This window comes from Dysgonomonas sp. Marseille-Q5470 (assembly GCF_951230145.1).
Lineage (GTDB): Bacteria > Bacteroidota > Bacteroidia > Bacteroidales > Dysgonomonadaceae > Dysgonomonas.
The window spans coordinates 408,616-430,238 of record NZ_CATNVE010000002.1; the positions used below are offsets into that span (position 1 = coordinate 408,616).

Sequence of the window (21,623 nt, forward strand, 5' to 3'; positions counted from 1 at the left end):
AATCGTTTTTTTTATTCAACTTTTAATCTAAATATAATATATGGATTACAGAAATCTAACCCCGGAAGAAATAACAAGACTCGAGAGTCAGGGTTGCTTAGCCGATAACTGGAACAATATTTCGGTACATAAAAATTTCAAACCGGACTATGTTAAACATACCAATTTTTCGGGCAAAGTTAAGTTAGGTGTCTTTGAGGATGAATTCACATTGCCGGGAGGGCTGAAAAAGCATTCAGGTCTGAAGCATACTTGCCTCCATAATTGTGAATTGGGTGACAATGTGCTTATCGAAAATGTACAGAATTATATAGCTAACTATCGTATTGGCAGTAATGTGCGCATACAAAACATACATCATCTCTATGTAGAAGGACAATCATCGTTTGGAAATGGAATAGAGGTTTCGGTATTAAACGAAACGGGCGGGCGCGAGGTTATGATCTATGATAAACTGAGTGCTCATTTTGCCTATATTCTTTCTTTCTATCGTCATCGACCTGTATTGATAAAAAAACTTCAGGGTATGGTCGCTGATTATGCCAAAGAACGCACCTCTGATTTTGGATACATAGGCGATAATGTGACGATTGTAAATGCAGGAGCAATAAAAAATGTACACATCGGAGACTATGCCACAATAGAAGGAGCACGACATCTTGAGAACGGAAGTATTAACAGTAACCAGTACGATCCTGTTCATATCGGGTATAGCGTAATGGCGAATGACTTTATTGTTTGTTCGGGTTCACGAGTTGAAGACGGGACGATGCTTACACGCTGCTTTGTAGGGCAATCATGCCAATTGGGACATACCTATTCGGCGAGCGATTCATTATTCTTTAGTAATTGTCAGGGTGAGAATGGTGAAGCCTGTGCTTTATTTGCCGGGCCTTATACGGTGACTCATCACAAGTCTACGCTCTTGATTGCCGGAATGTTTTCTTTTATGAATGCAGGTTCTGGATCTAACCAGAGTAATCACATGTACAAGCTCGGGCCTATCCATCAGGGCATTGTAGAGCGTGGAGGAAAAACAACCAGTAATTCGTATATCCTATGGCCTTCACGCATCGGAGCTTTTTCTCTTATTATGGGACGCCACTATTATAATGCAGATACCTCCAATATGCCGTTCTCTTATCTGATAGAGGATAAAGATGAGTCGGTATTGGTTCCCGGTATTAACTTGCGAAGTGTAGGTACGATTCGTGATGCACAGAAATTTCCGAAAAGAGATAGACGAAAAGATCCTGAAAAACTAGATCAGATAAATTTCAACCTGCTGAGTCCCTATACAATACAGAAAATGTTTAAGGCGATCGAAATATTGGAAGGGCTGAAAGAGACCTGTGGCGAAACATCGGGATCGTACACATATCAGAGTTGCCGTATCAAAGGTACTTCTCTGAAGAGAGGATTGAAATTGTACAATATGGCTATTAATAAGTTTCTTGGGAACTCTATTATTTCACGCTTATCGAAGTGTTCATACACTAGCAATGAGGAAATCAGGGAATGTTTGAAACCTGACACCGAAGTGGGACTGAATGAATGGAGTGATGTGGGAGGTATGCTTGTTCCTCGTTCTGAGATAGATAAGCTTATAGACGATATAGAATCAGATAATATAAAACATGTGAGTGAGATGAATGCTATTTTTGAGCAACTGCATAAAAACTATTACTCACTGGAATGGACTTGGGCATGGGATAAGATACAGCAATATTATAACCTGTCGTTGGATACAGTTACCGCTCAGGATATTATTGATATTGTTAGTCAATGGAAAGAAGCTGTTGTAGAGCTGGATAGAATGATTTATGAGGATGCTAAGAAAGAATTTTCTTTATCTTCTCATACAGGTTTTGGTGTGGATGGAGATAAGCATCAGCAAAAAATAGACTTTGAACAAGTGCGTGGTATTTTTGAAGAAAATCCTTTTGTGGAGACCGTTTTGAAGCATATCGAATCGAAGACCAAATTAGGCAACGAGACTATAAGTAAATTGGAAAAGGTAGTTGGTTAAAATAATTGACATATACATACTAAAAAAGGCTATTCATTCGAATAGCCTTTTTTAGTTAAACTTGTAATTAAATTACAATTATTTCTTTGGTTGTGTACGCTTAGCGTAACGGTTCATAAACTTATCAACACGTCCTGCTGTATCTACAAGTTTTTGTTTTCCTGTATAGAACGGGTGAGAAGAACTTGTGATTTCAAGCTTCACCAATGGATAAGTAACACCATCTATGTCGATAGTTTCTTTAGCATTGATAGTTGAACGTGAAATAAATACCTCATCGTTTGACATATCCTTGAAAGCAACCGGACGATAGTTTGCTGGATGAATATCTTTCTTCATTTTATAGTAGTTTAAATTGTTTCTTCTTTTTCAGCCGACAAAGATAGCTTTTTAATCTTATTAAAGCAAAATATTTCTTTTGAATTTTGTATTGAAAAAATGCCGTAAACTAATAATTTTTGCCTTCTTTTGTTCTAGTAAACATTTTTCAGGTTCATCTTTTACATAAAATAGAGTATTATGCGTAAATATATTTTATTTTCAGCTTTCGCTGTTCTTTCCCTTATTTCTTGCAAACAAAAAACAAATGTGGATAATTCAAATATTGATCCGTCGGATACAACAAATATGAGTGCAGAAACGATCTCAGACGAAACAAGTTTGTACTTGCTGGTGGGTACATATACAACAGGCGAGAGCGAAGGTATTTATGTTTATCAATTTGATACCGTTTCAGGTTTTTCCAAATATAAAAGTGTGGTTAAGGTGACCAATCCATCATACCTTACTATCAATAAAGAAGGTACGCATGTTTATTCTGTCTCCGAAACAGGAGACGCAAAAGCTGCGGCCAATGCTTTCGTTTTCGATAAGAAAGATGGCACTCTAAAACTTCTAAATTCGCAATTGACAGGTGGAGCAGACCCTTGTTATATAGAGCTCGACAAAACCGGCAAGCATGTTGTTACCGCTAATTATTCGGGTGGTAGTATTACAGCCTTTGATATTAACGGTGACGGAACGCTGACTACTGCTTCTCAATTGATTCGTTTTACAGGAAAAGGAACAGATGCAGAGCGTCAGAAAGCTCCTCACCTACATTGTGTACGCTATTCTCCTGATGGAAAATTTCTATTCGCTGATGACTTGGGAACAGATAAAATACATAAATTCGGGATAAATGAAAGTAATGAGGGGAATTATCTCAAAGTAGGAACACCTGCTGCTTTTGATGTAGCAGCCGAATCGGGACCAAGACATCTTGATTTTCATCCGAATGGAAAATATGCATACCTTATTAATGAACTATCGGGCGCTGTTATCGCATTCAACTACGATGCTAACGCCGGTAATCTGACTCAAATTCAAACAATCCAAGCTGATACACTTGGCGCAAAGGGTAGTGCTGATATTCATGTGTCGCCTGACGGCAAATTCCTTTATGCATCCAACCGCCTGAAAGGCGATGGTATCGCAATATTTTCTATAAATCAGGCAGATGGTAAGTTAACCAAAGTTGGCTATCAGGAAACAGGAGTGCATCCACGTAATTTCGTGATTACTCCGAATGGTAAATTCTTATTGGTGGCAAGTCGTGATAATGATGTCATCCAAATATTCCTTATAGATAGAGTTACAGGCCTTTTGGAAAATACATATAAGGATATAGAACTGGATATGCCTGTTTGCCTGAAATTTACTTCTTTCAAGTAAGGTAAGGCTAAAAATATTACTTATCTTTTTATTATTCAGAAGAGAGGAGATGACCGTCTCTTCTCTTTGCTATTTCCAACGATAACGATTAACAGGAATTCGTTTTGATATTTCGTGTCTTATTTTTCTCTACCTTTGCACCTTCAAAAAATAAAATACAGATTCGATGTTAATTGTTGACAGCTTAAAAGTTGAGTTAGGGGATAGAGTATTGTTCGATAATATAAGCTATATCATTAATGATAAAGATAAAATTGCGCTTGTAGGTAAGAATGGGGCAGGGAAGAGTACTATGCTCAAAATTCTGGCAGGTGTCAATACGCACTTCAGAGGGACAATAACCGGGCCTGATGGCGTTACCGTTGGGTATCTTCCTCAGGTAATGAAAATTACCGATGAGCGTACAGTCCGTGAAGAAGCATCTTTAGCATTCTCTTATATCTTCGATCTGCAAGCAAAGATTGAGGATATGAATAAGCAGTTGGAAACACGTACCGACTACGAATCAGATGATTATGCCAAACTGATAGATGACTTTACTCATGCCCACGAACGCTTGGCGATGGTCGAAGATGTCAACTTTGAAGGTGAAGTAGAAAAAGCATTACTCGGTCTGGGTTTTAAGCGTGCCGATCTCGATCGTCCTACCAACGAGTTTAGTGGAGGATGGCGTATGCGTATCGAGCTTGCTAAACTCTTGTTGAGTAATCCCGATGTGATGTTGCTCGATGAGCCTACAAATCACCTTGATATAGAATCTATTGGTTGGCTCGAAGACTTTATAAATACTCAGGCAAAAGCTGTGGTTCTTATTTCCCACGACCGTGCTTTTATCGATGCGGTAACTACACGTACGATTGAGTTAACCATGGGGCGTATTTACGACTATAAGGTAAACTATTCTAAATATGTAGAGCTCAGACAGGAACGTCGCCAACAACAGATACATGCATGGGAGGCTCAACAAAAACAGATAGCCGAGATAGAAGAATTTATAGAACGCTTTAGAGCGCAAGCGGCTAAAGCGGTACTTGTTCAAAGCCGTATCCGTCAATTGGAAAAGATGGAGCGTGTGGAGATAGATGAAGAAGACAAATCGCAAATCCGTATTCGCTTCCAGCCGGCTACACGTTCGGGCAATTATCCGTTGACGGTAGATATGGTAACGAAAAAATATGATGACTATCTGGTTTTTGAAAATGCCAATCTGATGATAGAGCGTGGCGAGAAAATTGCTTTGGCAGGAAAGAACGGAGAAGGAAAATCTACATTTGTAAAATGCGTGATGGGCGAAACATCATACGATGGCAGTATACTTTTAGGACATAATGTACAAGTTGGTTACTTTGCACAGAACCAGGCTGATTTGTTAGATGAAGATCTCACAGTCTTTGAAACTATTGATCGGGTTGCCGAGGGCGATATACGTACTCAAATTCGTAATATTCTGGGAGCTTTTATGTTTAACAGGGACGATTCGGAGAAGAAAGTAAAAGTACTTTCGGGAGGGGAGAGAACACGCTTAGCTATGATAAAGCTGTTGCTTGAGCCTGTAAATCTGCTTATTCTCGATGAGCCTACAAACCACTTGGACTTGAAGACTAAAGAGGTTCTGAAGAATGCCTTGCTAGACTATGATGGAACAGTTATCCTTGTTTCCCACGACCGTGATTTCTTGGATGGGCTGGTGACAAAAGTCTATGAATTTTCGGATAAAAAAGTGCGTGAGCATATCGGAGGAATCAAAGAGTTCTTGGCTAAGAAGAGAGCCTTATCTTCCTAAAAGATTGGCTTCAATATATGTTTTAGTTATCTTTGATTCCTTATTAAAAATCTTAACATAATTAGAAATGAAAAAATTATTATTATCATTACTCACAGTAAGTCTTATTTTAACTTCTTGTGGAGGCACATCTCCTGTTAAATTTAACGATACGATTGTAGAGGCGAATGAGACGATTTCTCATGTAAGCGATTCGTATACAGAGACTCTTTCTGCGGCTATTGCTTCCGGATCTTATGAAAGTATTGCTGCTGCAACAGATAGTGCATTGGTGAAGATAGACGCTGAACTGGATATTGTGAAAGCCTTAGAAGCTCCAAAAGGTGCAGAGGAATTTAAAAATGCTGCTTTGAAAACATACCAAGATCTAAGAGCAATCGTAGAGGCCGGAAGGAAATTTACCACTTTAACAGAAGAATCTTCGGACGAAGAGTTCGATAAAATTTCGGACGAATATGATGCTAAAATGGATGCTTATAATGCGAGTTTTGAGCAGTTAGCAAATACCCAAAAAGCATACGCAAAGGAAGCCGGGTACGAATTGAAATAAGTGTCAAACTAAATACAAAAGCACCTCTGATAAAATAAGTAGATTTATTAAAGAGATTGAGAGGATTAGAAAAATAAAATCAATCCATAATATTGAAAAATTCTTAGGAGAAACAAGAGGATAATAAATGATTTTTTTAAGTTTGTAGAATAAACCTTAAATTCTATAAACTATGGGTATAGGATATTCAAGAAATCCTTTTGGTAGAAAAAAGAGTTCTAGTAAAGCCGCTAATAGTCTATTTAAACTAGGAATTGGCATAATATCTGGTATTTCAAAAGCTCATAAAGCAGCGCAAAAAGAAGCTGAAAAGAGAAAAAAAGCAGAAGAAAGAGAAACTTTAGCTTTGGCTAGAAAATTACTTAGAGAAGATGCGAAGTTTCAAAGAGAAAATGAGATATTTTTGAGAAAAATAGAAAAACAAAAGATAATAGACGAAAAAAGGGAAAAAGACTCTTGGTATATTATGAATGGATATATTAAAAAGCAAATAACATTCTTTACAAAATATATTGCTTTATCAATAATAGATAATGACTTGAAAAAAGAGATTGAAGCTAAGTTGAAATCAGGTGAAAAATATATACACGTGCATCAGACAACCCTTGATGATTTAAAGACAAAATATAAAGAAAAGACTAAAAATACTTAGTTTTTATATTAACTTGAACATAATATCCTTATTTTTTAATCTTTTGCCATTAAGTAGATTTATAAAAGATATTCGTCATTTTTTATAATAGAGGTGCTTTTTTTTATAATGGATTATCTGTTATCTGTATCTTTAGGATTTGCTTGGTAGGTTTGTCTATCTTAAATCGATCGTCGGAACGTTCGCCGACAATCCACACAATATCATTTTCTGAGCAAAGTAGCCAGGCTTCTTCTTTTTCGAATAAACTAAACTTCTGATCGGTGAAATAATCGCTCACCTTTTTCTTGCCCTTCATTCCGAATGGGATAAACCAATCGCCTTGATGCCACCTTCTGAGTGTTAGCGGGAATTTTATTTTATCTTTATCCAGATAGAGAATGTTTTTATTTTTCTCTATTACAAAACCATTATCTACTTGGATCGTTTCGATAGATAGCTGTAATGGATAGTTCATCAAGCAATCTTCTTCCCTTATGAGAAAGCTGTCTACTGAGAGCTTCTCTCTTTTCTTTATTATAAAGTATTCCCTATCCTTAATCAGCTTGTGGGTGTCGGAGTAAAATATCTTCCCGGACTGACTTATTATCGATTCGAAAATTTGTCTTACTGTTGCTGTATTAAAATTGTAAGGAGCAAGCAACTCATAGAGTATCGCTTCCGACTCTAAATATTTAATCAGCGTTCGGATGTTGATGCTATCGTCACTCAACACATCTGTCTTTACCTGTTGGATATAAAAATTATATATATTCTCCACCTGCGATAAATGCTCGCCTGTACGGATAATGGAATCTTTTACCGATGGATTGATAGTCTCCAGTAATGGGATAATATTTAGCCTTATCTTATTACGTGTATACAAGTCCTCATTGTTGGTGCTATCATCTACATATTTCAGTCCCCTGTCTTTCAGATACTCTAAGATGTCTTTTCTGCTGAGGCATAGAAGAGGGCGAATGATGTTATTGTTTTGGGCAGCTATTCCGGTCAACCCTCTAATTCCCGTTCCTCTTATCAGATTTAGCAGTATGGTTTCTACCGAATCGTCACGATGATGTGCGACCGCAATCTTATCAGCCAGATGGATTGTTCTTATTTGTTCAAACCAATTATATCGCAACTCTCTTGCTGCCATTTCTATCGAGATAGAATGAATCTCGGCATAGGCTTCTGTATCAAAATCTACCCTTTCATATTTAAGGTTGTACTTTTGGCATAATTCTTCTACAAAAAAAGCATCACGATTAGATTCTTCTCCCCGAAGATGAAAGTTGCAATGTGCCACCACACACTTATATTTCAACGTGTGCAGGATATCCAGTAGAGCGACAGAGTCGGCTCCACCGCTAACCCCTACAATAACCTTGCTACCGTCTTCTAACAGTTGGTTCTCGTCTATATATTGTTCGACCTGTACTATATTCATAATTAAGTACAAAAGTAATATATCTTTATTTTAATTGTTTGTCGGTAATATTTTAAGATAGGAAAAATAGTGCTTTTCTACTTTTTTTGATAGCAGCTGTATATTCAGCATGTCCGAAGCTTCGGATATGTCTTTTATTGTGCCATCATTGTATAAAATATCGATGCTGTCGTCTACTTCATTATACATATTCGTGTAGATAACATCTGATGAACAGAAATAGGACGCTTCATTTTCTGTAATATTAAATTCACTCATATATCGCTCTATATACTTCTGTATATAGGAGACCGGAAGCTCTTCATTCGTTATTTCTATCTTAAACAATTTTCTGTTTACAAGGCAATCACTCAATTTTGATAATACAACATCATCATGATCAGCCCATACCTTGAGTGCGCTCCAAATGTCATTATCATCTAACTTAACAAAGTGAAGCAGTACTTCGTCCATCTTCTTTTCGAAATAAGCTTTATCTATGTTTTTTTGTAAAAAATATTGCAAAGCAGGAGATGCAAATAAGTTAACTCCATTGTTTGTTAATTCTTTAGCCCGTATGAGAACTTTTATCAACATCTTTTCGGCGGCAACAGCCGTCTTGTGAAGATAAACCTGCCAATACATCAACCGACGCGAGGTCAGAAAGTTTTCGATAGAGTAAATGCCTTTGGCTTCTACTACCAGTTTGTCGTTTTTTACATCAAGCATTTTTATGATACGAGCCGAACCGATATTTCCTTCTGTCACACCCGTAAAAAAGCTATCACGGCGAAGATAGTCGAGGCGATCAACATCGAGCTGCCCGCTAACTAACTGGTGCAGGAATTTTTTTGGATACTCATTCTTGAATATTGATATACATGTGCTTAATTCCCCTTTTAGTTCTTTGTTTAGGTAATTCATAAGGGCCAAAGAAAAATCTTCGTGATGAATACCATTTGTCAGCGTATGTTCCAAAGCATGAGAGAAGGGCCCATGACCCACATCGTGTAGCAATATGCATGCTAATGCTCCATTAGCCTCCTCGTCTGTTATTTCATGCCCCTTTATTCGTAAAACCTTTATTGCCTCATCCATCAGGTACATAGCCCCTATGGAATGGTGTAGTCGTGTGTGTTGTGCTCCGGGATATACAAAAAAAGCTAATCCCATTTGCCTGATACGGTTTAACCGTTGGAGGAGGGGATGCTGAATCAGTTTATATAAAAACAGGCTCGGTATCGTAATAAAACCAAAAACAGGGTCGTTGATTATCTTTTTCTTTATGGCCATGTATATTATGAGATTATATGTATTTATTGATATTTAAACAAAGATACATCATATTTTATAAATATGTTTTTTAATATGTAGCTGTGATAAAAATAAAATTAAACGAAGTTAATATTTAGACTAATAAGTTGTATATGTATATTTTGTGTTTTATATTTGTCTCTTGAGAATGTATTAAGAAAGCAAAATTGAAGATAAAACTAAAAACAAAACTAAAAAAACTACAGCTTAAGATTCAGTATATGCTGGGATTGATAAAGACAGACGGAAATGCAGTTATAAAAGACTATCTCGAAAAAAAACATTGATTCTTTTTTGTGTCAAAATGTTTATTAATTTTGACACAAAAAAATAAAGATGGAAATTCTAGAAACGTTCTTTTTGCCTAGTGCGTGGATTGCACTTCTGACTTTATCCTTTCTGGAAATTGTACTTGGTATAGACAATATTGTATTTTTGTCTATAGTATCAGCTAAGCTTCCTGCCAAAGAGCAGCCCAAAGCCCGTACTGTGGGTCTTATTTTGGCTATGCTTTTTCGTATTGCCTTGCTCTTTTGTATATCGTGGCTGATGAAGCTCACCAAGCCTATTATTAGTTTTGATACACAATGGCTCGATGGGTCTATATCGGGGCAGAGCATCATTATATTAGTAGGAGGGCTTTTCCTATTATACAAAAGTGTGACTGAAATACATCATAAACTAGAAGGCGAAAGTGATTCGGTTACAACCGGGTCAAAAACCAGTTTTTGGGGAGTTATTGCCCAGATCGTGGCACTTGATATTGTTTTTTCTTTTGATAGTGTACTTACTGCTGTTGGACTTGTAAGCTTCAGCGAGTTTGGCTATGTGGGTGCTATGACCATAATGGTAACGGCTGTCGTTTTGGCTGTAATGGTAATGCTGTTATTCTCCGGACCGGTAAGTCGTTTTGTAAATGATCATCCCACTATTCAGATGTTGGGACTTTCGTTTCTGATATTGATAGGGGTTATGCTAATAGTAGAAGCAGCACATTTATCTAGCCTATCTATATTTGGAACAGTGGTGGGTGAAATACCTAAAGGATATATTTATTTTGCCATTGCATTCTCTTTGTTGGTAGAGTTTCTGAATATGAAGCTTCGCAAAAAATCAAAGCCTGTAAAGCTTATTGATTCTGAAATTGTAGAAAAAGAAAAATAATTGAATGTCCTTATATGACAAGAGGCTGCCTCACTTTTGATGAGGCAGCCTCTTGTTTATTTTTGCAGGAACTTTTTACTTTGTAACGGCAGTAAATACAACTACACGGTTCCACTGATCTGTAGGGAATAGTTGTTCTTTATCTCCGCTGGCTTTGGTTGTTATTCTGCTTCTTGAGATACCATACTCTTCTACAAGCACGTTGGCTACAGCCTCAGCACGTTGTTCAGAAAGTCTTTGGTTTATAGCAGCAGTACCTGTGCTCTTGTCGGCATATCCTGTTACTATAACATTTACCTGTGGATTATCCTTCAGATAACGGGCTGCATTGTAAATGTTGATATCTTGATTCTTTTCAAGTTTTGCACTACCAATATGGAATACAACAACAGCATTCATCAATACTTCTGTTTGTTCCTTGATCTCTTTCGTTTTTTCTATTACAATCTGAGGTTCAGGTTTAACGGCCAGCTCTTGTTTTAATCTGCTGATTTCCGAATCTTTGCTTCCTATCTGTCCTCTTAGTTCGTTGATCTTATCGTTCATCGACCTGATTGCAGCAGGGTCTGCTTCATCAACCATCTTAAACCCGCCTTTGGTGAAGTTGTAAGTAAGACCTATAAGAGCGCTTACAATACCATCATATTTTTTGTCGGCTACCACACCATTGAAGTTATCGGGATATAGGTTGCCTATTACCTCAAGGTTAAGGCTTACAGCTTCGCTTATACGGAAGTCTCCTTGAAATCCGACGCGTGGTATAATGCTGTTCGTTCTACCTATGCTTCCCAGTCCTTCGATATTATCTTTTCCAAAGCCATGAGCATAACCGATACCGGCAATACCAATCAGGTTAAAACCTCTCTCCGGGCTATAAGGCATGAATAGATTTGTTAAATTAAGCAAACCATCAACGCTTGTTTGTATGTAGTCCACTTTGTAAGTTCCAGTTTTCGCTTGTTTATTTAACGTATATTCATGATAGTTTTTGGATTGCCATCCACCTACTTGTAGACGCGCTCCGGCTACAGGTGAGAAATATTTTCCTGCCGATATAGCTACATGAGGAGTTATGAGATCTCCAAACTTAGCTTTGCTATGGAATTCGCTTACGGTATAAGATCCTCCGACCTGACCTTGTATAAACCAATGATCCCAAAAAGAAGTTGGGGCATAAGCCTTCTCTTGTGCAAAACTATAGCTTCCTGCTATAATGACGGAAACAATTAATAAAATAATCTTTTTCATTTTTTTGTGTTTTAATTCCAGTCTGTAGTGTAAAAATAGAGCTGGATTGTTTTGAATCATTATGTTATGTAAGTGTTTTTTTACATCGAACCTAAAAAAACTAGCACCAAAGCTAATATAAATATATTGTTGATGCAATAAAAATGATAAAATAAGTAAAAGTAGCGAAGGATGCAATTTATGACTTTTTGGTTATTTATTTTCGAGAATCATTTTTTTTTGATAATTTTAGACATCGAAAAAAACTCATTTTTGTACGTTCTATTAACAAGAACGAATATTTTTATATCAAATTATACTGAATTTTTATTGCAGAAAATAAAATTATATGGCTCACCTTCCTGATTTTATAAGTGATCTGGCAATTATATTAATAACTGCCGGAATAGTTACTATTATATTCAAATGGCTAAAACAACCTGTCGTATTGGGGTACATTGTTGCAGGATTTTTGGCAAGTCTTCACTTCAAAAAATTCATAGAGAAACTCGTTATAGATATATCGGGAGCATCGGATGAAAGTGTAAGATCTATATTCAAAACCCTACCTGAAATATCCGATATGGGTAATGTCGGCATCTGGGCAGAGATCGGCGTAATTTTTCTACTCTTCGCTTTAGGTCTCGAATTTAGTTTCAAAAAACTGATGGACGTTGGGGGTAAAGCTTCTATTGCCACTCTTATCAACTTGGGTTCTATGATAATAATTGGCTATCTCGCGGGGCAGCTATTCATCGTAAATCTCATAGATGATTGGACCCGGATGGATAGCATTTATCTGGGCTGTATGCTCTCTATGTCGTCTACTACTATTATCATCAAGGCCTTTAATGATATGGGGCTGCAAAAGAAAAAGTTTGCAGGAATCGTCTTCGGGATGCTTATTGTTGAGGATATTGCAGCCATCATAATGATGGTTTTGCTTACAACATTTGCGTCGAGCCAGCATATAGAAAGCGGTGAATTGGCAAACAGTGTGGTAAAACTGTTCTTCTTTATGCTTATTTGGTTTATTGTAGGTATTTATATGATACCCACAATACTCAAAAAACTGAAAAAGTATTTGAATGATGAGACCTTGTTAATTGTGGCAATCGGGCTTTGCCTTGGTATGGTTCTTTTTGCTTCTATTGTTGGCTTTTCCGCCGCTTTAGGTGCTTTTATAATGGGATCTATATTGGCAGAGACAATCGAGTCTAAACATATCGAGCACCTCATGGAGCCTTTGAAGAATCTGTTTGGCGCTGTCTTCTTCGTATCTGTGGGTATGATGATCGATCCGGCTATTATTGCCGAATATGGCGTGCTGGTGATAATTCTTACTTTGGTTGTGCTTATCGGACGGATTATTTTTGCAACATTAGGTGTCATGGCTTCGGGTGAGAGCCTGAAAGTGGCGATGCAATCGGGATTCAGTCTCGCACAGATAGGGGAGTTCTCCTTTATCATAGCTACTTTGGGTGTTAGTCTTGGTGTTATTACAGATACACTGTATCCGATCATAGTAGCAGTGTCGGTAATTACAACGTTCACTACTCCGTACTGTATTAAGCTGTCCGATACGGCATACGGCTGGTTGGAAAAGAGGGTTCCCGATAAATTCGCCAAGATTAAAGATGGATATGGCGCATCGGGATACGATACGGTGAATAAGCAAAATGACTGGAAGAAATTACTGAAGAGCATACTCACTTTAGTCGCTGTATATTTCACTATATCTTTGGCTATCTTGTTGGTGTTCCAAAATTTTATCACACCATATATTGTAGAGTACGTTCCCGGAAGTATCTGGGGACAGATTTTAGCAGCGATTATTACACTCACTCTGATGGCTCCATTCTTACGTGCCATTATGATGAAGAAAAATCGCTCCGAAGAGTTCAAAAATCTGTGGAAGGATAACCGACTCAACAGAGGGGCATTGGTTTCGTTGATTGTCTTCCGTATTATTATTTGTATTGTATTAGTGCTAATGGTATTGATTCCTTTATTCCCAAGGCTTACAGTATTGATGGTTATTATTTCATTGGTCGTTGTAACGTTGATTATATTCTCTCAAGGGTTCAAGGCTCAGTCCCGTAGGATCGAGGCACGATTTCTTGAAAATCTAAACCTGAAACAAAAACTAAAAGAGAAAAATGCAGCGATTCTACCAACCGTAGCGAATGACCTGCGTTCGAAGAATATACATATCGCTGAATTTGAAATATCCCAGTCGTTTTCCAATATCGGAAAAACCTTGCGGGAATTAGACTTTAGACAAAAAACAGGTGTAAATATTGTAACCATCGTAAGAGGATGCAATAAGATTAATATACCTGATGGGAACACACGTATATATCCATTTGATAAATTAGTTGTTTCGGGCTCCGATGAGGAAATGCAAAAGCTGTCTCAATACTTGGAGGAAAAGACCGAGCAGGATTTGCTCATGGAGGAAGAAGCCGAATATCATATATGCTTATCCCAATATCTTGTAGAACCCGGATCTCCTCTTATTGATAAATCTATTGTAGATGCCGGTATCCGCGAAAAAACAGAATGTATGGTGATCGGTATCGATAGAGGAGATGAGTCTATTATCAATTTCACTTCCGGCTTTGTGTTCCAAGAAGGCGACGTAATATGGTTGGCGGGTGAGAAAAATAAACTAAATTCGTTTGAGGAAAATATAAAAGCATCATCGATTGCATCCTAAAACTACTATTATATTATTAACCTATAAGTGTAGGTATGATAGAAATACCCGAATCGGCAACGATAAGTTCACAAGCTGAAACCATCCTGACAGGAAAACGAATAGCAAAAGTTATTCAGGCAACCAGCCCGCACAAATTTACATGGTACAATGGCAACCCAGCTTTGTATCGTAATATACTTGTTGGGCGAGAAGTAGAATCAGCAAGAGGGCATGGAGCCTTTGTTGATATTATCTGCGACAAGGATACTTATATTTCGATAAGTGACGGTACAAACCTGAAATATTATACGGCAACCGAGAAGTATCCGGAGAAACATCAGCTCTTGATATTGTTCGAGGATATGGCATGTCTTGCTTTTACAGTATCTATGTATGGAGCCATATATGCCTATAAGGGACAGTTGCAAAATGTATATCATGCCGGAAGTCTGAACAGTATTTCCCCATTGAGCGACGCTTTTGATGAGGCGTATTTTGATTCAATCTTTGCCGGTGTACAAAAAGATATGTCGGTAAAGGCCTTGCTTGGTACTCAACAGCGGATTCCCGGTTTGGGTAATGGTGTTTTACAAGATATCTTTTTCAAAGCCGGAATACATCCCAAACGGAGAATATCTACAATGTCTGATCTCGAAAGAGGAGATCTGTTCCATTCATTGAAGGTTACTTTGCGCAATATGACCGATAAAGGAGGCCGTGATACTGAAAAGGATTTTTATGGTAATTGGGGTAAATATAGAACCCTTTTATCCAAGAAAACATACAAAGAGCCATGCACCATCTGTGGAAGCGATATTGTAAAGGAGGCATATCTGGGTGGCACAATCTACTTTTGTCCGAGTTGTCAGAAAGAGTGAAAACGGTCTGCCTTGTTCTCTAATTGTATTAAAAATACCTTCTTATAATATTTAAATAGATTTAAGATGTCTTGAATCAGTGAGAAAATCCCTTAAATAATTCTTATCTTTGCATCCGAAAATTTTCAGGCATCATGAATCAAAAATATCCATCAGCTTTATTAGAAAATGCAGTAAATGAATTCGCAAAGCTTCCCGGCATAGGGCGTAAAACGGCTTTGAGGTTGATTTTGCATCTGTTGAGACAGGACAATGCTATGGTGGAAGGTTTCGCTCAGGCATTGGTTTCTTTGAAGCATGAAGTAAAGTATTGCAATGTTTGTCATAATATATGTGATGACGATATTTGCCCTATCTGTTTGGATAAGTCTCGTGATGCAGCTACCATCTGTGTTGTAGAGAATATAAAAGAGGTCATGGCTATTGAGAATACAATGCAATTCAAAGGCTTGTATCATGTGTTGGGAGGTATTATATCGCCGATAGATGGAATAGGCCCTTCCGATCTGGAGATAGACAGCCTGGTGGCACGTGTAGCCAAGGGTGATGTGAAAGAAATTATTTTGGCATTAAGTACTACGATGGAAGGCGATACCACCAACTTCTATATCTATAAAAAATTATCATCTTTCGATATAAAGGTTTCTATGATTGCACGGGGGATTTCTATCGGAGATGAAATAGAATATGCCGATGAAGTAACATTGGGACGCTCTATCCTGAACAGGACATTGTTTAATGAGTCATATAAATTGTAAAAATCATAATGGAGAATAAAGAACGAAAGCTATATAAAACATTAATGTTGTTATTCTGGGCGAACATTCTTTTGCTGTTGACTGTTTTAACATTTATATTATTCTCTAAAGGTTTAACTTTTGGTACCGCTACAAATACGAATGTTGTGTTTGAACAATATACAATTCTAATATCGTTGGCCAGTATTCCAATCGCATTGAAACTATTCCATACTCAGTATCGGAGGATCGTAGAGCTGGAGCACAAGAAGTTTCTCGAGAAGTACCTTCCTGCCTATATTCTGCGTATGTTTGTACTAGATGCGGCGGCTATATTGAACATAGCAGGACTGTATCTGTTTAATTCAAAGAACTCTGTGTATATGACAATTATAATTATATTTGCATTGTTTTTTTGTTATCCTAACCGAAAGACCTTAAAAGAAGCTAACGATACTACATCAGAAATAAAAGATTAAATAAAATGGTTATTGCAGTAGACTTTGACGGAACAATCGTCGAACATGAGTATCCCAAAATCGGACGTCCCATTCCTTTTGCAATCGAAACACTTTTGCAGTTGCAGCAAGATGGACATATCCTTATTCTTTGGACAGTGCGAGACGGCAGCCTGTTGCAGGAAGCAGTAGATTATTGTAAAAATAAAGGGTTGCATTTTTATGCAGCTAACAAGAATTACCCCGAGGAGGATTCGTTAACAGCGTCTCGGAAATTAACAGCAGATTTGTTTATTGACGACCGCAATTTGGGAGGACTTCCTGATTGGGGGGTGATATATCATGCGATTAAAGCGATGGAAAGAGGAGAAGTTTCCTTCGAAAATATAATGATGTCTTCGGGAGAAAGCCAAAGAGCGAGGAGAAGAAAGAAGAATTTCTTTATACGCTTGGGTGAAATGTTTGAGAGAGGAAGTTATTAACTACTAAGTCTTTTACAAAATGCTATTGAAAAACAAAGATATCGTTTTGCGAGCCGTAGAACCCGAAGATTTAGAAATCTTATATCGTTGGGAGAATTCTACAGTCTTGTGGTATCATGGCAATACTTTGGCTCCGTATTCTAAGTTGGTGCTGAGGCAGTACATCAATGATTCGTTAGAGATGGATATATATCAAAGCAAACAATTGCGCCTGATGATAGACCTCGTAGAAGAGAAAGTCACTATCGGAACCATTGATCTTTACGATATCGATGCCCACAACCGCAGAGCCGGTATTGGCATCCTCATTGATGATGACTATCGCAGAAGAGGCTTTGCCAAACAAGCTTTGGAATTGATGAGCAACTATGCTTTCGACTTTTTGTACCTTCACCAAATATATGCATATATAGCCCAAAGCAATACCAATAGTATCAGCTTGTTTGAGAAAGCAGGGTATCAATCTGTCGGAATATTGAAAGACTGGTTGCAAAGAGGTGAAGAGTTTGAAGATGTTTACCTTTCTCAGTTGCTTAACGATAAATAAATTATGGAAGAAGATATAAAGAAAGCTTTTGAAGTGCTTGTGTCCGGTGGATTGATTTTGTATCCTACCGATACGATATGGGGAATAGGCTGTGATGCTACCAACGAGGAAGCTGTACATCGTGTATATGAACTGAAGCGAAGGGTTGACAGTAAAGCCCTTATTACTCTGCTCGATAATCCTATCAAGCTCGATTATTATATCGATGAAGTTCCTTCTTTAGCGTGGGATCTGATAGAGCTATCCGAAAAACCATTGACCATAATTTATGATGGAGCACGAAATGTTGCGCCTAATTTGATGGCAGAAGACGGTAGTCTCGCTATCCGTGTCACAAAAGAAAAATTTTCTCAAGAGTTGTGTAAGCGTTTTCGGAAAGCCTTGGTTTCTACATCTGCTAATATCAGCGGGGAGCCTGCTCCGGCTAACTTTGATGATATAAGTGAAGAGATAAAGCTAGGTGTAGATTATATTGTAAAATACAGGCAGGAGGATACAAGTAAATCGAAAGCATCGAGTATCATAAAATTGGGTAAAACCGGAGAAGTGAAAATAATCAGAGAGTAGGAGAGGGCATGATTGTTAGTGAAGACATAATCTTTGAAGGTAAATCTTATGTAGAAGGATTACATAAAAAGTCCTTTGATAATTGTACTTTTTCGAAATGCGATTTCTCGGACTCGAAGCTGATCGCTTGTACTTTTACGGACTGTTCTTTTATGGATTGTAACTTGTCGATGGCGGATCTCAATCAGTCTACTCTGAATAATATCCATTTTAAGAATTGTAAAATGCTTGGTGTGAAATTTAATCATTGCCACGATTTTATTTTTCATGTCGACTTTGAAAATTGCATACTCGATTATGCCTCTTTCGAAAAGCGAAAAATGAGTAAGACTCGTTTTAAGGATACTTCATTAAAGGGAGTCGACTTTGGAGGAGCTGACCTCAAACAATCAAAATTTTTGGAAGCAGATTTAGAAGAAGCAATCTTTTATAATACCAATATTCAAGAAGTGGATTTTACCACTGCGTATAATTACTCAATAGATCTGAGTCAGAATCAGATCAAAAAAGCACGTTTTTCTAAAGATGGATTGGCGGGGTTGCTAAACCAATTTGATATTATTATCGACTAGCTACAAGTCTTTATTCATCACATAGTCTTCCATCAGGAATCCGTTGCCGATGTCAATATTTTCACTTGTGAAAAAATCGAAGCCCATTCGTTTGTAGAAATCAATCGCTTTGTTATATCGGTTTACATTCAGCGAAAGAAGCGTATTGTTATTCTTCAGGGCTAGTTTACTCACCGCATCTATAAACAAGCGGCCTACACCTTTACCTTGAATAGAAGGCAGTACATATATTTTGTGTATTTTGGTTATTGGCGTACCTTTGTAGTTCAGCTCGTATGATAAATAGCCTAAATATTCACCATCTTCCTCGGCTAATAGATAGTGATGATTTAACTCATTCATCTGCTTTTCCAACGAACTCGTACTATACATCATATCCATCATGTAGCTTATCTGCTCTTGCGAAAGAATGTTGCTAAATGTAGCGGGCCAAATAACATTTGATAGTACCTGGATATTATAAATATGGTCTGTAGTAGCTTCTACTATTTGCATTTATATATCAATAAGGTTTTAGTTCTCTAATGAGAAAGATCTACTGCCTATTCTATTGCCATCAGCAAAAATATCTACACGGTATGTTCCCGGCATCAGATATTCTTCTACATTCCAGTACATAGTAACACCCACTTCTTCGCCTCCGTATTCTATAACCCGCTTTATGGAGTAATTGATGTTTCCATTCTCATAAGCGAATGTATTCGCTCTGCTTTTGGTCAATACATCATCATCGGGTTTCATGATGCGTGCATATATAGTACGTTCACCCGGCTCGGCAGTAATATTCTTTGTTATTGTAAAATTGATTATCAGCTGCTCTACTTTATTTATTTTCTTTTGAACTTTTCCCTTGCTGTTTGTAGCTTGCACGCTTATATTTGTTGCATCCAGCTTGGCCGCTTTGGTGACTTTTTCGGTCAAGTCTTGCTTTTGCTGAGTTACCTGATTCAGTGTTTTCGATGTTTCCTGATACTTATTTGTTATCTCCTGCTTTTCTTGTCTTAGCTGAGCATTTGCCCTGTTTAAAGAGTCGATCTGTGCGATGTACGACTTTAATATTTGGCGCAGAGTTGCCAGCTCTTTGTTTAAGCGGGAAATCTCAGCTTTATTTTCAGCTTTCACAGTCTTCAACTCTTCAAGTAACCGTTGAACTTTAGTTTGTTCATTTGTTAGCTTTTGTAGAAGTGAGTCATTTTTTATATTCAATTTAAACCCTTCGTATTGCATCGACAGGCTCTCGTACTCGTCTTCCAGCTGCTGTTTGTTCAGAACACTTTCCTGTTGCAGTTCGTCAATTTGAGTCTTCTGGTTGAATATAAAGTAACTAGCTATGCCTATCCCCAGAATAAGCAGGGCTATTATTCCAATTAATATTTTCGAATTACTCTTTTTTTCTGTATCCATGATGATGTTAAAAATCTGCGACTACAAATATAACGGATTTATACAGATTGAACAAAAGGCATTTAAAAACCTTTCGCTTTTTTTAATAAAATAGGGGTATTTTTGACGAGCAAAATCTTCTTTATTTCAGAATAAGCATGTACATTTGTTAGGCTTTTAGGCGAGATTGTTTAGTATCTGTTTCAGTCTTGTTGCAATATGAAAGAATCAAATTATTAATTAATATATTAAATCAAATTATTATGTCTAAAGTAACAGTAGTAGGTGCCGGAAATGTAGGTGCTACATGTGCAAACGTTCTAGCGTTTAATGAAGTGGCTGATGAAGTAGTGATGCTTGATGTAAAAGAAGGTGTATCGGAAGGTAAAGCTATCGATATGAACCAGACTGTACAGTTGTTGGGATTTGATACACGTGTAAAAGGCGTGACTAACGATTATGCAGCAACAGCTAACTCTGATGTAGTTGTTATTACTTCGGGTATTCCTCGCAAACCGGGTATGACTCGTGAAGAACTAATCGGGGTAAATGCCGGTATTGTGAAGAGTGTAGCAGAAAATATCCTTAAATACTCACCGAATGCTGTTCTTGTTATCATATCCAACCCAATGGATACAATGACATATCTTGCTTCTAAAGTGACAGGTCTTCCTAAATACCGTGTTGTAGGTATGGGTGGTGCATTAGATAGCTCACGTTTCAAATATTACTTAAGCGAAGCATTGGGATGCAATCCGAATGAAGTAGAAGGTATGGTAATAGGTGGACACGGAGATACTACAATGATCCCTGTAACTCGTTTAGCTACATACAAAGGTATTCCTGTAACTGACCTTTTGTCTAAAGAAGCATTGGATAAAGTTGTTGCCGATACGATGGTTGGTGGTGCTACTCTTACCGGATTGCTTGGTACATCGGCATGGTATGCACCGGGTGCTGCCGGAGCTTATGTGGTAGAAGCTATCCTTCACGATCAGAAAAAGGTAGTTACTTGTTGTGTGTCTCTTGAAGGAGAATACGGACAAAATGATATTTGTATTGGTGTGCCTGTAGTTTTAGGTAAAAACGGATGGGAAAAAGTTATCGACCTTAAACTTACAGCAGACGAAAAAGAAAAATTTGAAGCATCAGCAGCAGCTGTTCACAAAACAAATGCTGTTCTGAAAGAAATAAACGCTATCTAACGCTTATTTGCAAAGTTTGACTAAAAGAGGAGGGATGCTTCATGTATGTGAAGTGTCCCTTTATTATTATATTGTAGGGGTATCTTTCTTTGCTAAATTTATCTGATATAATAAGCGCTTTTGTTTGTTAAATTATGGCAGAAAAAGTGACATTAAGATATGTATTGTTAAGTGTTACTTTTGTTACTTTTCGTATACTAGAAATTGTGTGTTGCTTTTTATAGATACTTGCGCTGAAGTATTATTAACAGGG

General features: G+C 37.4%; 21 protein-coding genes. 15 read left to right on the forward strand and 6 right to left on the reverse strand.

What is annotated here, in order from left to right; genetic code table 11:
* The first annotated feature begins 40 nt into the window (after nucleotides 1-40).
* Nucleotides 41-2,029, forward strand: a complete 1,989-nt coding sequence (locus QOX35_RS05050; RefSeq protein ID WP_283686030.1) for a DUF4954 family protein — start codon at nucleotides 41-43, stop codon at nucleotides 2,027-2,029.
* 78 nt (nucleotides 2,030-2,107) lie between these two features.
* Here QOX35_RS05050 and QOX35_RS05055 read toward each other — a convergent pair whose 3' ends face one another.
* A complete protein-coding gene (locus QOX35_RS05055; protein ID WP_006843090.1) occupies nucleotides 2,108-2,368 on the reverse strand; it encodes a type B 50S ribosomal protein L31 in 261 nt (86 codons plus the stop codon).
* A 180-nt stretch (nucleotides 2,369-2,548) separates the two neighbouring features.
* On the opposite strand from QOX35_RS05055, the gene QOX35_RS05060 reads away from it, so the two are divergent.
* The 4 genes from QOX35_RS05060 to QOX35_RS05075 all read left to right on the forward strand — a co-directional run bounded on the left by QOX35_RS05060 (nucleotide 2,549) and on the right by QOX35_RS05075 (nucleotide 6,727).
* Nucleotides 2,549-3,742: a lactonase family protein gene (locus tag QOX35_RS05060; RefSeq protein WP_283686031.1), complete on the forward strand. Its 1,194-nt coding sequence runs from the start codon at nucleotides 2,549-2,551 to the stop codon at nucleotides 3,740-3,742.
* 166 nt (nucleotides 3,743-3,908) lie between these two features.
* Complete coding sequence (locus QOX35_RS05065; protein ID WP_006843088.1) at nucleotides 3,909-5,525, forward strand: ABC-F family ATP-binding cassette domain-containing protein; 1,617 nt, start codon at nucleotides 3,909-3,911, stop codon at nucleotides 5,523-5,525.
* A 67-nt stretch (nucleotides 5,526-5,592) separates the two neighbouring features.
* Nucleotides 5,593-6,075 (forward strand): hypothetical protein, encoded by a 483-nt coding sequence (locus tag QOX35_RS05070; protein ID WP_283686032.1) that lies wholly within the window; start codon nucleotides 5,593-5,595, stop codon nucleotides 6,073-6,075.
* Nucleotides 6,076-6,247: 172 nt separating this feature from the next.
* On the forward strand, nucleotides 6,248-6,727 hold the full coding sequence (locus QOX35_RS05075) for a hypothetical protein (RefSeq protein WP_283686033.1): 480 nt from the start codon (nucleotides 6,248-6,250) through the stop codon (nucleotides 6,725-6,727).
* 103 nt (nucleotides 6,728-6,830) lie between these two features.
* Here the strand turns inward: QOX35_RS05075 and tilS are convergent, their stop codons facing one another.
* The gene (tilS, locus tag QOX35_RS05080; protein ID WP_283686034.1) at nucleotides 6,831-8,156 is read right to left on the reverse strand and encodes a tRNA lysidine(34) synthetase TilS; all 1,326 of its coding nucleotides are present in this window, start codon (nucleotides 8,154-8,156) and stop codon (nucleotides 6,831-6,833) included.
* 30 nt (nucleotides 8,157-8,186) lie between these two features.
* A complete protein-coding gene (locus QOX35_RS05085) occupies nucleotides 8,187-9,428 on the reverse strand; it encodes an HD domain-containing protein (protein ID WP_283686035.1) in 1,242 nt (413 codons plus the stop codon).
* Between the two features lie 357 nt (nucleotides 9,429-9,785).
* On the opposite strand from QOX35_RS05085, the gene QOX35_RS05090 reads away from it, so the two are divergent.
* Nucleotides 9,786-10,613, forward strand: coding sequence for a TerC family protein (locus QOX35_RS05090; RefSeq protein ID WP_283686036.1), 828 nt, complete (start codon nucleotides 9,786-9,788; stop codon nucleotides 10,611-10,613).
* Between the two features lie 75 nt (nucleotides 10,614-10,688).
* Here QOX35_RS05090 and QOX35_RS05095 read toward each other — a convergent pair whose 3' ends face one another.
* Nucleotides 10,689-11,861, reverse strand: a complete 1,173-nt coding sequence (locus QOX35_RS05095; protein ID WP_283686037.1) for an OmpA family protein — start codon at nucleotides 11,859-11,861, stop codon at nucleotides 10,689-10,691.
* A 328-nt stretch (nucleotides 11,862-12,189) separates the two neighbouring features.
* Here QOX35_RS05095 and QOX35_RS05100 point away from each other — a divergent pair, with 328 nt between their 5' ends.
* The 8 genes from QOX35_RS05100 (at nucleotide 12,190) to QOX35_RS05135 (ending at nucleotide 18,782) form a co-directional block, all read left to right on the forward strand.
* Nucleotides 12,190-14,559, forward strand: a complete 2,370-nt coding sequence (locus QOX35_RS05100) for a monovalent cation:proton antiporter family protein (RefSeq protein WP_283686038.1) — start codon at nucleotides 12,190-12,192, stop codon at nucleotides 14,557-14,559.
* A gap of 35 nt (nucleotides 14,560-14,594) precedes the next feature.
* The gene (locus QOX35_RS05105; protein WP_283686039.1) at nucleotides 14,595-15,419 is read left to right on the forward strand and encodes an endonuclease VIII; all 825 of its coding nucleotides are present in this window, start codon (nucleotides 14,595-14,597) and stop codon (nucleotides 15,417-15,419) included.
* Nucleotides 15,420-15,553: 134 nt separating this feature from the next.
* A complete protein-coding gene (gene recR / locus QOX35_RS05110; RefSeq protein ID WP_283686040.1) occupies nucleotides 15,554-16,177 on the forward strand; it encodes a recombination mediator RecR in 624 nt (207 codons plus the stop codon).
* Between the two features lie 8 nt (nucleotides 16,178-16,185).
* Nucleotides 16,186-16,635 carry a hypothetical protein gene (locus QOX35_RS05115; protein ID WP_283686041.1) on the forward strand — a complete coding sequence of 150 codons (450 nt, stop codon included), beginning with the start codon at nucleotides 16,186-16,188 and terminating at the stop codon, nucleotides 16,633-16,635.
* A 5-nt stretch (nucleotides 16,636-16,640) separates the two neighbouring features.
* Nucleotides 16,641-17,096 (forward strand): BT0820 family HAD-type phosphatase, encoded by a 456-nt coding sequence (locus QOX35_RS05120; RefSeq protein ID WP_135105011.1) that lies wholly within the window; start codon nucleotides 16,641-16,643, stop codon nucleotides 17,094-17,096.
* Nucleotides 17,097-17,115: 19 nt separating this feature from the next.
* A complete protein-coding gene (locus QOX35_RS05125; RefSeq protein WP_283686042.1) occupies nucleotides 17,116-17,643 on the forward strand; it encodes a GNAT family N-acetyltransferase in 528 nt (175 codons plus the stop codon).
* Nucleotides 17,644-17,646: 3 nt separating this feature from the next.
* Nucleotides 17,647-18,210 (forward strand): L-threonylcarbamoyladenylate synthase, encoded by a 564-nt coding sequence (locus QOX35_RS05130; protein WP_283686043.1) that lies wholly within the window; start codon nucleotides 17,647-17,649, stop codon nucleotides 18,208-18,210.
* 8 nt (nucleotides 18,211-18,218) lie between these two features.
* Complete coding sequence (locus QOX35_RS05135; RefSeq protein ID WP_283686044.1) at nucleotides 18,219-18,782, forward strand: pentapeptide repeat-containing protein; 564 nt, start codon at nucleotides 18,219-18,221, stop codon at nucleotides 18,780-18,782.
* On the opposite strand, the gene QOX35_RS05140 is transcribed toward QOX35_RS05135, so the two are convergent.
* Both QOX35_RS05140 and QOX35_RS05145 read right to left on the reverse strand, forming a co-directional pair.
* The gene (locus QOX35_RS05140; RefSeq protein WP_283686045.1) at nucleotides 18,783-19,277 is read right to left on the reverse strand and encodes a GNAT family N-acetyltransferase; all 495 of its coding nucleotides are present in this window, start codon (nucleotides 19,275-19,277) and stop codon (nucleotides 18,783-18,785) included. It lies immediately after the preceding gene.
* An 18-nt stretch (nucleotides 19,278-19,295) separates the two neighbouring features.
* Nucleotides 19,296-20,186 carry a DUF8429 coiled-coil domain-containing protein gene (locus QOX35_RS05145; RefSeq protein WP_135105016.1) on the reverse strand — a complete coding sequence of 297 codons (891 nt, stop codon included), beginning with the start codon at nucleotides 20,184-20,186 and terminating at the stop codon, nucleotides 19,296-19,298.
* Nucleotides 20,187-20,428: 242 nt separating this feature from the next.
* On the opposite strand from QOX35_RS05145, the gene mdh reads away from it, so the two are divergent.
* Nucleotides 20,429-21,370: a malate dehydrogenase gene (mdh, locus tag QOX35_RS05150; protein ID WP_283686046.1), complete on the forward strand. Its 942-nt coding sequence runs from the start codon at nucleotides 20,429-20,431 to the stop codon at nucleotides 21,368-21,370.
* Nucleotides 21,371-21,623 lie beyond the last annotated feature (253 nt).